We start from the raw sequence: 12,564 nt of genomic DNA, 5'->3' as shown, positions 1-12,564 counted from the left end.
AATACATCAATGCCTCAATCCTCAATCCGTGGCTCAAGCCGCCGCGCGCTGCGCTTGATAGACCTGCAAGTGCGAATAGGCCACCCGCAGATACGTCGCATCCACGCCCAGCGTACGTGCACGGTTGACCATGTCGCCCACGATGTGATCGGCCTCGACCGGCAGGCCCTGGCGCAGATCGCGGAACATGGAGGCCGTCATGGGCTGCTTGCGGTCACTGATCAGGTTCTGCACAAACGCATCGGCTTCAGGGCGCACGGCATGGCCGGACGCCGCCGCCACGGACTGCGATTCCTGCAACAGGCTTTTCAGGATATCGATGCCGTCATCGGTGGACGCGATCTGACCGATCGAGCCGCGCATCAGACACGTGGCGGCCGCCAGCGTAGTCAGCATGACGTACTTTTCCCACATGTCCTGATGGATGTCTTCGCTTAGGCGACTGACGTATTCGCCCCCGGCCAGCGCCTGCTCCAACGCCACGCAACGCTCGCTACGGGCAGGGCCGGCGCGTTCACCGAAGACAATATTCGCGTGCTTGCCCAAGTGCACCACTTCACCTTCCGGGCCCATCGTGGCGTTGATCTGGCACAGGCCACCCAGCACGCGATGCGGCTCGAACTCGCGGTCCAGCACGTCGTATTGCAGCACGCCGTTCATGATGGGCAGCACCGCCGTATCGGGCCCGACCGCGGGGCGGATGGCGTCGATGGCGCTGGCCAGGTCATATGCCTTGCAACTGAGCACGACCACGTCATACGCGCCCTGCAAGGTCTTTTCAGTGACCAGCTTCGGCTGCAACGTGACATCACCCAGCGGGCTCTGGATGTGCAGCCCTTGTTCACGCAGACGCGCCGCGCGCGGCTCGCGCACCAGAAAGGTCACATCCGCGCCAGCCTGCGCCGCGCGTCCACCAAAATATCCACCGGTGCCGCCAGCACCCAAGAACAACAACCGCATTCGTCTCTCCTGTAGCCGCCCGCCTGTTTTGCGGGCTGATACGGAATTATGCGCTTGGCGCGGAACATCGCCCAGCCCGGCCGAGCGGGTCAGTCCAGCGCGCGGCCGGGCCACGCCGACCCCGGCGTCACGGCTGAGGGTCGCCAGTGGCCTGCTGCTATTTCAAGAACCTCACCAACACCCAGGTCACGTCCTGGCCGTTGACTTGCGGCAAGATCACCTGATGCATGAAGGTCTGGGGACCGGTGGGAAATTCTTCGCACGTCCACGTTCCGGGGTAAGGGCAGGGCGCGCCAGACCGCACACGCACAGCGCTCGCGGGGGCCACAGCGGCGTCGTGCATCCAGTGCCACGTTACCGATTCGCCGCGATACGCCGGCAAGGGTTCGTGCTTGGACACGACGCAGAGGATTTCGCCCTTCTCATCGGCCCGCCACTGGCCGGCGCGGGGCGCAAGCTGGCCGCTCTCGGCGCGACGCGCCGGCTCGGGCTCCGGCGCGCGCTGGTCTACGTCCCGCTGCCAGATGACACGCCCGCGCGACGTATCTTGCGATATCGGCGGCGCCAGCTCGCCCGCCTTGAAGTAGCGGCGTGAATGGGTTTTCGCCAGGGTGTACCAATAGCCTTCCGACGGAATCGTTTCGCCCACAACGACGTGGGTCGGCGTGGGTTCGACCGCCGGGACGCCCGGCATGCCAGGCACACGGCCACGGATCTCCGGTGTGGGCCAATCGCTGTCGTCATCGAACCGGCCCAGCCAACGCTGCGTATCGCGGCGGTCAAAGCGTTCGTTGGGATCGCCATCCCATTCACCGAATCCGATCAGGTCCAGTTGCGGATGACGGATGCGGCGCAGCACTCGGTTCAGCAACACGGGAAGTTCGGGCACGCCGTCTTCGACGGGGTAGAGCTCGGGCTGAGGGCCGAGTTCTACCCATTGCCCGCAACTCAAGGTGTCGACGCGAATGCGCGGGTCAGCAAGCTGCGTGGCGACGTCGTCGCGGGATAGAGAGAGCTTTTCACGCCAGATGTCGGACAGGAAGAAGCCCCAGGTGGGCGGGCGGATGCCTGAAGGCAGTTGCGGCGTAAGAGACATGCCGAACGGGTAATCGGTATCCAGGCCGTAGAAGTGCGGGGTCAGCGCACGGTCCCACACCGCCGCTTCGGCGCGCATGCCGAATTCCAGCGGGTTGCCCATCGAGAATCCGCTATAGACTTGCGCGGGCTTCAGGCGTCCGATCGTATCGAGCACGAATCGGCGCCAGGCATCCTTGTTATCCAGCCACCATTGCCAGCGGTAGTAGAACTGGATTGATGAGTAGTTCTGTTCACGGTCACCCCGCAAATTGTGCCGCCACAGATAAGCGGAATGCGTTGGCGAACTTTGATGGTTCTTTTCGTCAGTGAACTTCACGACGAAGGCCTTTTCCAAAGGAGTTCGCCTTGCCCAATCACGTAGATCGCCAAGACGCTTTGAACCATAGGGATGTGGGCGCTCGGAATCCGGATGCGTGGCGACAGAAAAGGGGCGGCCAAGCAGCTTCTCAAATGACTCTTTCACATCGATCATCGCGAGCGTTGTCTGGAGATAATGCGTGGGCTCGTAGGTAAAGTAGAACGTCGAAAACAAGGTCGTCGACATTTCAAACATGCCGTTGTCAATTGCTGTGTGGGGCCAATTTTTTAGGTCGGTGATCATGCCGGACAGATCATCGTCGTCGATCAAAGGATGGCTGGTGCTCATCGTCCTCTCCTTGGCTTTCGATCGCTATCGCCCGCCTTTTTGGGCTGATAGCCAGTGCAATCCTCCGGCACCCGCAGGAGTGCAACTTTCCGGGAATCTCGACCCATGAGATCGAGGTAATCCTGCATCTGCGCGTCCCGCACCCAATCATTCGGAAACTTGATCTCCACCGCCGCGAACACGTTGCTAACTTCAAACGGCTGCTGCCGGTATTCCACGATCACGAGATCCGGCGCCAGGCTGCCCTTAGGCCTTGGCCAGAAGGGAAAAACCTCACTGATACGCATCGGTTTCGTCGCGGGCTCTCCCAGCATCGCCGCCCCCGTCGTTGCGTTGTAGTTCGGTTCCGCCTTCAAGGGACTCTGCCACGACAGCAAGTCATCCACCGCTTCAAATACCAGCGATGCCGTGGTCTGCTTCAGCGCAATATCGATCGTGGTTTCGATGACCTCGCCGGGGATTTTCTTGCGTATCCGCCTGGGCACGACCAGCGGCGACTTCAACGCCCACTGGCACACCCTGCTGATGACGGGCCGGAATGGAATCTTGCGTTCGATGTACTGCTGGTACGTCACGTTTTCGCGACGGCCGCGCGACACCGTGACGTTGCCGCCAGTGAGCACGAACGTCGAGCTCTTGATGTCGATTTCTTCTTTCATGCCGCCAATGACATCCTTCAGGATGGTCTCGACGTCCCTTCTGCGCTGGCTGATCTGCGCCAGCGTCTCGGCCGTCTCGATGGCGGTTTGCGCGGTTTCGTACGCCGCATAAGCACGATAGGCGCGATATCCCCAGATAAGCGCGCCGACAGCGGGGGCTGCCATGGAAGACCTCCTTGCGACGGGGAAACGGGAAGTCGTCCATGCGTGATGGCGCGGTGCTCCCCAGAACTCAACCGAAGCCAAGATCTTGCGCAAGGGGCGCAGGGGGCGTCTATAGGATCTGTACGATTCCGCGTGTCAGAGGGCCAGGCGTCCGCCAGACGCGCGCGTCGATAGCAGTGCCTTCCGAGCGCGGCGGCTCACGCCTCGTGATTGCGTTCCGTCCACGCTTCAAAGCCGCCCCGCAACGCCCAGGTCTTCGGATACCCCGCCGCGCGCAGGCGCGAGGCCAGCAGCGCGGCCGAGACCTCGTTGGGGCAGGCGCAATAGACCACGATGTCGGACTCCAGCGCTTGCGGGTCCAGCGCGGGTAGGGGCGCCTTCAGGTCCACGGCGATCGCGCCGGGTATGCGCGCGGCGTCGCGCTGCGCCTCGGGCCGCACGTCGAAGACCAGCGTGTTGCGGCCGTCCTGGCGCCATTGCATGAGCTCGTCGACAGACACGCGGGGAATGACGCGCAGGCTGCGCAACAGAAGCCGACGACGCAGGAAGCGCGCCAGGATGTAAATCGCCAGCACCGCCGCCAGCACGCCCAGCCCGGTCGGGCCGTAGGTGCCCAGCACGTCGAGCACATCGTTGATCACGCTGTGGAACAGCCCGCCCAGCAACAAGGCGGAACCCGCCCAGATCATGGACCCTGCCAGGTCATAAAGCAGGAAGCGACGATAGGCCGTGCCGGTCAGGCCCGCCATGACGGTGGACAGCGCGCCCGCGCCGGGCAGGAACTTGCAGACCAGCAAGGCTCGCACGCCAATGCGCAAATACAGCCGCTGCGTCTGGCGGATGCAGGAGTCCTGCGACAAGGACATCTTGCACACCACGCCCAGCAACCGTGCGCCATAGCGCCGCCCCGCCACGTACCAAAGCGTGTCGGCCAACAGACAGGCCACGGTGGCCGCCAGCCAGGGCGTCAGCCAACCCGCCGCGCCGCCCAACGCGCCCGCCGCAATCAGCATGGGATAGGCAGGCACGGGCAGGCCCGCTTGTTCTACCAGGACGTTGGCGAACACCAGCCACCCGCCGTACTGCTCGAGCAGCAATTGAATGTCTTGCATGGATCTTCCAGCATGCCGCGCCACGCGCGACCGAAGCGGCGATTTTAAGGGCGTGGCCGCCCGCGCAGCGGTTTGTCGGAGTGGCCAATAGGGGTACACCGCGTTTTGCCCCCGCGTGTCCATCCCATGAAACGACGGGCACCAAATTGGTGCCACGGATCCCAGCCGGGGTGCCTATAATCCTGCCCGTCCATCAGGTTTCCCCGACTTGTCGCGAGGAATGCCGCATGGCATACAACTTGCTTCGCCAGGATGGGCCGTGATGCCGATCCTGCCGCCGCATCGCTGCCATCCCATCACGTTTCCATCCCCCGCGAAGGAGTCACCCGCATGAAATCCCTGTCCACCCTGTCCACAGGCGGCATCGCTCGCCGTGGGCTGCTCAAGCTGGCCGCGGCCGCCGCGACCGGCGCGCTGCTGTTCTCGGGCGCAGTGCAAGCCCAGGCGCCCGCCAAGACCAAGGTTGCCGCCATCTATACGGTGCCGGTCGAACAGCAATGGGTGTCGCGCATCCACAAGGCGCTGACGGCCGCGCGCGACCGTGGCGAGATTGACTACACGTTCTCGGAAAACGTCACCAACGCCGACTACGAGCGCGTCATGCGCCAGTACGCCGAGCAGGGCAACAAGCTGGTGGTGGGCGAAGCCTTCGCGGTGGAATCCGCCGCCCGCAAGGTGGCCAAGGACTATCCGCAAACCGCCTTCCTGATGGGCTCGTCGGGCAAGCCGCAGCAGCCCAACTTCTCGGTGTTCGACAACTACATCCAGGAACCCGCCTACCTGACCGGCATGATCGCCGGCGGCATGAGCCAGAGCGGCAAGATCGGCCTGGTTGGCGGCTACCCCATTCCGGAAGTGAACCGCCTGATGCACGCCTTCATCGAAGGCGCCAAGGAAGTGAACCCGAAGGCCGAATTCACCGTGACCTTCATCGGTTCGTGGTTTGATCCCCCGAAGGCCAAGGAAGCCGCCTTCGCCATGATCGACAAGGGCGCCGACGTGCTGTACGCCGAGCGCTTCGGCGTGTCGGATGCCGCCAAGGAACGCGGCAAGCTGGCCATCGGCAACGTGATCGACACGCAGCCGCAGTACCCCGAAACCGTGGTGGCCTCGGCCCTGTGGAGCATGGAGCCCACCATCGACGAAGCACTCAAGCAGGTCAAGGCCGGCACGTTCAAGGCCGACGACTACGGCCAGTACTCGCTGATGAAGTACAAGGGCTCGTCGCTGGCGCCGCTGGGCACCTTCGAAAAGAAGATTCCCGCCGAGCTCGTCGCCAAGGTCGAAGCCAAGCAGAAGGCCATTCTGGACGGCAGCTTCACCGTCAAGGTCAACGACAAAGAACCCAAGTCCTCGGCACGATGAACCAAGCGCCTCTCGCCCTGCAACTGACGGGGATCACCAAACGCTTCGGCAGCCTGACGGCCAACGACGATATCTCGCTGACGCTGCGGCAGGGCGAGGTCTTGGCACTGCTGGGCGAGAACGGCGCCGGCAAATCGACGCTGGTGTCGATTCTGTTCGGCCACTATCTGGCCGACGCCGGCAGCATCGACGTGTTCGGCAAGCCCTTGCCGCCCGGCCGGCCCGACGCCGCGCTGGCGGCGGGCGTGGGCATGGTGCACCAGCACTTCACCCTGGCCGACAACCTGACCGTGCTGGACAACATCATGGTCGGCACGGAATCGCTGTGGAAGCTGGCGTCCGGCCGGAGCAAGGCGCGCCGCCGCCTGGTTGAACTGGGCCAACGCTTTGGCCTGGGCGTGGACCCGGACGCGCGCGTGGGCGGCTTGTCCGTCGGCGAAAAGCAGCGCGTTGAAATCCTGAAGGCGCTGTATCGCGGCGCGCGCGTGCTGATCCTGGACGAACCCACCGCGGTGCTGACGCCGCAGGAAGTGCAGGACCTGTTCGCCACGCTGCGCGGCTTTGTCGCCGACGGCCTGGCCGTCATCTTCATCTCGCACAAGCTGGACGAAGTGATGGCCGTGTCGCGCCGCGTGGCGGTGCTGCGCCAGGGCAAGCTGGTGGCCGAACGCGACACCGCCGCCACCAGCCCCGCCGAACTGGCTGAATTGATGGTCGGGCGCAAGGTGGTCATGCCACGCGCCGAAGCGGTGGCCGCCGCCGAACAGGCGGCGCCCGTGGTGACGCTGTCTCAAGTCACCGTGCGCGACAGCCGCGCCGGCGCGCCGCGCCTGGACAGCCTGGACCTGACCGTCCACAAACATGAAATCGTGGCGATCGCGGGCGTGGCCGGCAACGGCCAGCAGGCGCTGGTATCGGTCTTGACCGGCTTGGCGCAACCGTCCGACGGCACGATCCGGCTGGGCGCCGAGCACGCGCCCGCGCCCACGTCGCCCGCCGGCTGGACCGCCGCCCGCGTCGGCCGCATCCCCGAAGACCGCCACGGCGAAGGCATGATCGGCGACAGCCCGCTTTGGGAAAACGCCATCGTCGAAGACCTGAAGGACAAGCGCTTCGCGCGCTACGGCCTGATCCGCGCGCGCGCGGGCCGGGCCTACGCCGCATCGCTGGCCAAGCAGTTCGACGTGCGCGCGGCGTCGCTGGACGTACGCACGCGCAGCCTGTCGGGCGGCAATATGCAGAAGCTGATCCTGGGACGCACGCTGGCGCGCGAACCGCGCTTTATCGTGGCCGACCAGCCCACCTGGGGCCTGGACATCGGCGCCGTGGCCTATGTGCGCGAGCAGTTGCTGGCCGCCCGTGCACGCGGCGCCGGCGTGCTGCTGGTGTCGGAAGACCTGGAAGAAATCTTCGCCCTGGCCGACCGCATCGCCGTGCTGTGCGGCGGCAAGCTCGTCGCCATCAAGCCGGTGGCCGACTGGACGCCCGCGACCGTCGGCCTGGCCATGACAGGAACCCGCGCGTGACGGTTCACGCCGCCCCGCGCCGCTTCCTTTTCTATTGAGCAATCTTCGCATGAAACTGATCCTGGAACGTCGCCCCGAGCCCAGCCGCATGGCGCTGGCCTTGGCCCCGATCGCGGCCATCCTTTTCACCCTGGCGATCTGCACCTTGCTGGTCGCCTGGGCCGGCGCGCCCGTGGGCCGCACCTACGCGCTGCTGTTCGAAGGCGCCTTCGGCTCGCGCTTCGCGCTGTCTGAAACGCTGACCCGCGCCACCCCGTTGATGCTGACGGGCCTGGCCTGTGCCGTGGCGTTTCGCGCGCGCTTCTACAACATCGGCGCCGAAGGCCAGCTGTATCTGGGCGCGCTGGCGGCGGTGGCCATCGGCGGGCTGCACGACGGCACGGGGTTCGACCTGCCCGTGCCCGTGCTGTTCGGCGGCATGATGCTGGCGGCCGCGCTGGCCGGCGCCTTGCTGCTGCTGATTCCCGCGCTGCTCAAGACCCGCCTGGGCGTGGACGAAGTGGTGACCACCTTGCTGGGCAACTTCATCGTGCTGCTGTTCGTGTCCATGATGCTGGACGGCCCCATGAAGGACCCGATGGCGATGGGCTGGCCGCAGTCCGTGGCGCTTAACGGCGACCTGGAATTGGGCAAGCTGATCGAGCGCACGCGCGCACATACCGGGCTGCTGTGGGCGGCGGGGCTGGCGCTGGGCTTGTGGCTGCTGAACCGCTACACGGTGTTTGGTTTCCAGATGCGCGCCGTGGGCGCCAACGCGCATGCGTCGCGCTTTCTGGGCCTGCCGGTCAACCGCGTGATGCTGGGCACCGCGATGTTGTCCGGCGCGCTGGCCGGCCTGGCGGGCGCTATTGAAGTGGCGGGCCGCACCGGCTACGTCACGCTGGATATGTCGCCGGGCTACGGCTACACCGGCGTGGTCGTCGCCATGCTGGCCGGCCTGCATCCGCTGGGGGTGATCCTGGCCAGCATCTTCGTGGCCGGCATGCTGGTGGGCGCCGACAGCATGAGCCGCGCCATTGCCGTGCCGAACTACATCGCCGACGTCATCGTCGCCACTTCGTTGCTTGCCATGCTGGTCGCGACGCTATTCGCGCAGTACCGCCTGCGCCGCAACCAGGCTTGAGGAACACGCCATGGAATGGATGGATCTATTGAGCACCTCGGCCTTCTGGGTGGCCGTGCTGCGCCTGGCAACGCCGTTGATTCTGGGTACGCTGGGCGTGCTGCTGTGCGAACGCGCCGGCGTGCTGAACCTGGGCATCGAAGGCATCATGGCCGCCGGCGCCTTCACCGGCTGGCTGGTTGTGTACCTGGGCGCGCCGCTGTATGTGGGCGTGCTGGCGGCGGCGTTCGCCGGGGCCGTGTTCGGCCTGTTGCACGCCGTGCTGACGGTGCCATTGGGGCTGTCGCAACACGTGTCGGGGCTGGGGGTGACCTTGCTGGCAACCAGCCTGTCGTACTTTGCGTACCGCGTGACGTTTCCCAGCGTGAACACGCCGCCCACGATCACGCCGTTTGCTGAAATGAAATACCTGGACGGCATTCCGTTGATCGGGCCCGTGCTGGCCGGGCAGACGCCCATGACGCTGATCGCGCTGGCCGCCGTGCCGATTCTTGCGTGGGTGCTGAACCGCACGCCGGTCGGGTTGGCGATCCGCATGGTGGGCGAAAACCCCGCCGCCGCCGAAGGGCAGGGCCTGTCGGTCACGCGCCTGCGCATGGGCGCCATCGTGGCCGGGTCGGCGCTGATGGGGGTTGCCGGCAGCTTCCTGACGCTGGCCGCGTTCAATGCCTTCTTTTTCAACATGGTCAACGGCCGTGGCTGGGTGTGTGTGGCGCTGGTCGTGTTCGCGTCCTGGCGTCCCGGCAAGGCCTTGCTGGGCGCGCTGATCTTCGCCTTCTTCGACGCGCTGCAACTGCGCCTGCAACAAGGCGGCGCGGCCTTGCCCGGATTGCCTGAGCTACCGTATCAGGTGTATTTGATGCTGCCCTACATCCTGTCCATCCTGGCCCTGGTGGTGATGGCGCGCCGCGCCGCCTACCCTCAAGCTCTGATGAAGCCCTACCGCAAGGGCGAACGCTAAGGTGGGCCCACCCCCGAAGCGCTACGCGCTTCCCCCTCAAGGGGGCGTCGCGACGGACCGGCGGAGCCGGCTCCGTGCGACCTGGCGGGGCCGGAGACCATTGCAGCGTTATAACTATTGAGAATTTTCGCTAGGACCTAACCATGCTCGATCTCATCATCAAGAACTGCACGCTGCCCGATGGCCGCACGAACATCGACATTGGTGTGGCGCAAGGTCGCATCACTGCCGTGGAACCGGCGTTGAAGGCTGACGCTGGCCAGAGCATCGATGCGGCCGGTCAACTGGTGTCGTCGCCTTTTGTCGACGCGCACTTTCATATGGACTCCACGCTGTCGTTTGGGCTGCCGCGCGTGAACCAGTCCGGCACGCTGCTGGAAGGCATCGCGCTGTGGGGCGAACTGAAGCCACTATTGACGCAGGAAGCGCTGGTGGAACGCGCGCTGGCGTATTGCGACTGGGCCGTCGCCCGTGGCCTGCTGGCCATTCGCTCGCACGTGGACGTCTGTGACCCGCGCCTCTTGGCCACCGAAGCGCTGCTGCACGTACGCGAGAAGGTCAAACCGTACCTGGACCTGCAACTGGTCGCCTTCCCGCAAGACGGCGTGCTGCGCGCACCCGGCGCGCTGGACAACCTGAAGCGCGCGCTCGACATGGGCGTGGACGTGGTGGGCGGCATTCCGCACTTTGAACGCACCATGCAGGACGGCGCCGAATCCGTGCGCATCCTGTGCGAACTGGCCGCCGAGCGCGGCCTGCGCGTGGACATGCACTGCGACGAAAGCGATGACCCGCTGTCGCGCCACATCGAAACGCTGGCCTATCACACGCAGCGCCTGGGCCTGCATGGGCGCGTGACCGGTTCGCACCTGACGTCCATGCATTCGATGGACAACTACTACGTGTCCAAGCTGATCCCGCTGATCCGCGAAGCGGGCGTGGCCGCCATCGCCAACCCGCTGATCAACATCACGCTGCAAGGGCGCCACGACACCTATCCCAAGCGCCGCGGCATGACGCGCGTGCCCGAACTGCTGGCGGCCGGCGTGCCGGTGGCCTTCGGCCATGACTGCGTGATGGACCCCTGGTACAGCCTGGGTTCGGGCGACATGCTGGAAGTGGCGCACATGGGTCTGCATGTGGCCCAGATGACGGGCCAGGACGCCATGCGCGCCTGTTTCGAGGCCGTGACGACCACGCCCGCCAAGATCCTGGGGCTGGACGACACGGGCATCGCGGTCGGCAAGCGTGCCGACCTGGTACTGCTGCAAGCGCGCGACCCCGTCGAAGCGCTACGCCTGCGCGCGACCCGGCTGATGGTGCTGCGCGCCGGCCAGGTCATCGCGACCACGCCGCCCGCCACGGCCACGCTGAATCTGCCGAGCCGCCCCGGTCAGGTCAGCTTTCAGACACCGGCCCGCTGACATAACCCGGCCGCTTGGCGGCCGTCACGATGATCTCCACCAGCAGCTCCGGCGCGGCCAGCTTGGCCTCGCAGGTGGCGCGGGTGGGCATCGCCTCGGGCAGCGCCCACTCGGCCCACACGCTGTTCATGCCCGCAAAGTCGCGGTCGATATCCTTCAACCAGATCTGCACCGACAACAGCCTCGACTTATCGGTGCCGGCCTGCGCCAGATAGCCGTCGATCTTCGCCAGCACGTCGCGCGTCTGCGGCACGATGCCGCCTTCGGCCGTTGACGTGACGCCGGCCACATAGACCGTATCGCCATGGATCACGATGCGGCTCAAGCGCTGGTTGGTGTCTTTGCGCACGATATCGTTGTTCATACGTCCTGCTCCTTTTCTGATGGGGTGGACGCCATCGTGGCGTCCGAAAAACGTTCAATCCGGAATGGCTCGATCGGCATGTCCGTCGCGCCGGTGGTGATCAGGTCGGCCATGATGCGGCCCACGATCGGGCCCAGTTCGAAACCATGCGCCGAAAAGCCGAAGGCATGGAAGGCCGTCTCGTGGCGGCTGCTGCGGCCAATGACCGGAATCTCGTCCGGCATGGCCGCTTCAATTCCCGCCCAGCCTCGGTTCACGATGGCGTCGCGCATGTGCGGAAACAGGTCGCAGACCGTGCGCGCGCCCTCGGCCAGGGAACGAAAGTCCAGCTCGGTCCATTCCGCGTCGCGGTCCACCCAGGCGCGCCGGCCGCCGCCGATCAGCACGGTGCCGTTCGTGCGTTGCTTGAACGATAGCGCGCGTCCCGTGCCCAGCACCACCGGGTCCAGGAAATGGTCCATGCGCAAGGTCACCAGCATCATGGGGCTGATGGCAAGCAGCGGCACGGGCTCGCCCCATTGCGCCGCGATACGGTCGGCCCAGGCGCCCGCGCAATTCAAGACTTGCGGCGCGGTGTACGTGCCCGCATCGGTCTCCACGCGCCACTGTCCACCATCTTGCGCCACGCGGTCCACGCGCACGCCTTCCAGAAAGCGCGCGCCCAGGCTGGCGGCCTTGGTGCGAAACGCCAGCGTCGTGCGGTAGGGGTCGGCCGCCGCGTCTTCGCGCGCGATCAAGCCGCCCTGGATGGTCGGCGCAATCATCGGGATCATGTCCAGCAGCTCTTCAGCGCTGATCCATTGTTCATGCGTGTAGCCGTGATCGGTCATCGTGCGCAAGCGAGTTTGCAGCGCCTGGACGTCGGCGGCGTTCTCGGCCACGCGCACCTGGCCGTGCTGCTCGAAGCCGCAGTCGTCATCCACCAGCTCGCCGATGCGATACCAAAGTTCACGCGAGGCCAGCGCCAGCGGCACCTCGGCCAGGTGCCGCGACAAGGTGCGCACGCCGCCCGCGTTCACGCCCGAGGCATGCCGCCCCACGTAGTTCTTTTCGATCACCAGGGCCGACACGCCCGCGCGCGCCAGATGCAGCGCCGCCGAGCTGCCATGCAGGCCCCCGCCGATGATGATGACTTGCGCCGACCGCGTTGCATCGGTCATG

The 12,564-nt window shown here is 65.7% G+C and carries 11 protein-coding genes; 5 read left to right on the top strand and 6 right to left on the bottom strand.

Annotation, left to right across the window (positions count from 1 at the left end):
• Window positions 1-33: 33 nt before the first annotated feature.
• The 4 genes from panE to M2361_RS19745 form a co-directional block, all read right to left on the bottom strand.
• Window positions 34-960 (bottom strand): 2-dehydropantoate 2-reductase, encoded by a 927-nt coding sequence (panE, locus tag M2361_RS19760; RefSeq protein ID WP_259251348.1) that lies wholly within the window; start codon window positions 958-960, stop codon window positions 34-36.
• Window positions 961-1,117: 157 nt separating this feature from the next.
• Window positions 1,118-2,704 carry a type VI immunity family protein gene (locus M2361_RS19755; protein WP_259251347.1) on the bottom strand — a complete coding sequence of 529 codons (1,587 nt, stop codon included), beginning with the start codon at window positions 2,702-2,704 and terminating at the stop codon, window positions 1,118-1,120.
• Entirely contained in the window at window positions 2,701-3,528 is an 828-nt protein-coding gene (locus tag M2361_RS19750) for a VRR-NUC domain-containing protein (RefSeq protein WP_259251346.1), read from the bottom strand. Before M2361_RS19750 ends, M2361_RS19755 begins: the two co-directional genes overlap by 4 nt.
• Window positions 3,529-3,725: 197 nt before the next feature.
• Window positions 3,726-4,640, bottom strand: coding sequence for a DedA family protein/thiosulfate sulfurtransferase GlpE (locus tag M2361_RS19745; RefSeq protein WP_259251345.1), 915 nt, complete (start codon window positions 4,638-4,640; stop codon window positions 3,726-3,728).
• Between the two features lie 330 nt (window positions 4,641-4,970).
• On the opposite strand from M2361_RS19745, the gene M2361_RS19740 reads away from it, so the two are divergent.
• From M2361_RS19740 to M2361_RS19720, 5 genes are all read left to right on the top strand, one after another.
• Window positions 4,971-6,005, top strand: a complete 1,035-nt coding sequence (locus tag M2361_RS19740; RefSeq protein WP_259251344.1) for a BMP family protein — start codon at window positions 4,971-4,973, stop codon at window positions 6,003-6,005.
• On the top strand, window positions 6,002-7,531 hold the full coding sequence (locus tag M2361_RS19735) for an ABC transporter ATP-binding protein (RefSeq protein WP_259251342.1): 1,530 nt from the start codon (window positions 6,002-6,004) through the stop codon (window positions 7,529-7,531). The genes M2361_RS19740 and M2361_RS19735 overlap by 4 nt, the downstream gene beginning before the upstream one ends.
• A gap of 49 nt (window positions 7,532-7,580) precedes the next feature.
• A complete protein-coding gene (locus M2361_RS19730) occupies window positions 7,581-8,654 on the top strand; it encodes an ABC transporter permease (protein ID WP_100853649.1) in 1,074 nt (357 codons plus the stop codon).
• A gap of 10 nt (window positions 8,655-8,664) precedes the next feature.
• On the top strand, window positions 8,665-9,615 hold the full coding sequence (locus tag M2361_RS19725; RefSeq protein WP_259251341.1) for an ABC transporter permease: 951 nt from the start codon (window positions 8,665-8,667) through the stop codon (window positions 9,613-9,615).
• 143 nt (window positions 9,616-9,758) lie between these two features.
• Window positions 9,759-11,039, top strand: a complete 1,281-nt coding sequence (locus M2361_RS19720) for an amidohydrolase family protein (RefSeq protein ID WP_259251339.1) — start codon at window positions 9,759-9,761, stop codon at window positions 11,037-11,039.
• Here M2361_RS19720 and M2361_RS19715 read toward each other — a convergent pair.
• Window positions 11,014-11,403, bottom strand: coding sequence for a RidA family protein (locus M2361_RS19715; RefSeq protein WP_259251337.1), 390 nt, complete (start codon window positions 11,401-11,403; stop codon window positions 11,014-11,016). The genes M2361_RS19720 and M2361_RS19715 overlap by 26 nt on opposite strands.
• Window positions 11,400-12,563, bottom strand: coding sequence for an FAD-binding oxidoreductase (locus tag M2361_RS19710; protein WP_259251335.1), 1,164 nt, complete (start codon window positions 12,561-12,563; stop codon window positions 11,400-11,402). The genes M2361_RS19715 and M2361_RS19710 overlap by 4 nt, the downstream gene beginning before the upstream one ends.
• Window position 12,564: the final 1 nt, after the last annotated feature.

The organism is Achromobacter sp. JUb104 (assembly GCF_024806975.1).
Lineage (GTDB): Bacteria > Pseudomonadota > Gammaproteobacteria > Burkholderiales > Burkholderiaceae_B > Achromobacter > Achromobacter spanius.
Note: the sequence above shows the minus strand (reverse complement) of the source record. Positions and strands in the feature narration are given on the sequence as shown.

Bases quoted from the DNA above. Each gene is read 5' to 3' on its own strand.
- M2361_RS19740 (WP_259251344.1), top strand. From the start codon at position 4,971: ATGAAATCCCTGTCCACCCTGTCCACAGGCGGCATCGCTCGCCGTGGG.
- M2361_RS19750 (WP_259251346.1), bottom strand. From the start codon at position 3,528: ATGGCAGCCCCCGCTGTCGGCGCGCTTATCTGGGGATATCGCGCCTAT.
- M2361_RS19725 (WP_259251341.1), top strand. From the start codon at position 8,665: ATGGAATGGATGGATCTATTGAGCACCTCGGCCTTCTGGGTGGCCGTG.
- M2361_RS19715 (WP_259251337.1), bottom strand. From the start codon at position 11,403: ATGAACAACGATATCGTGCGCAAAGACACCAACCAGCGCTTGAGCCGC.
- M2361_RS19710 (WP_259251335.1), bottom strand. From the start codon at position 12,563: ATGACCGATGCAACGCGGTCGGCGCAAGTCATCATCATCGGCGGGGGC.
- M2361_RS19735 (WP_259251342.1), top strand. From the start codon at position 6,002: ATGAACCAAGCGCCTCTCGCCCTGCAACTGACGGGGATCACCAAACGC.
- M2361_RS19730 (WP_100853649.1), top strand. From the start codon at position 7,581: ATGAAACTGATCCTGGAACGTCGCCCCGAGCCCAGCCGCATGGCGCTG.
- M2361_RS19720 (WP_259251339.1), top strand. From the start codon at position 9,759: ATGCTCGATCTCATCATCAAGAACTGCACGCTGCCCGATGGCCGCACG.
- M2361_RS19755 (WP_259251347.1), bottom strand. From the start codon at position 2,704: ATGAGCACCAGCCATCCTTTGATCGACGACGATGATCTGTCCGGCATG.
- M2361_RS19745 (WP_259251345.1), bottom strand. From the start codon at position 4,640: ATGCAAGACATTCAATTGCTGCTCGAGCAGTACGGCGGGTGGCTGGTG.
- panE (WP_259251348.1), bottom strand. From the start codon at position 960: ATGCGGTTGTTGTTCTTGGGTGCTGGCGGCACCGGTGGATATTTTGGT.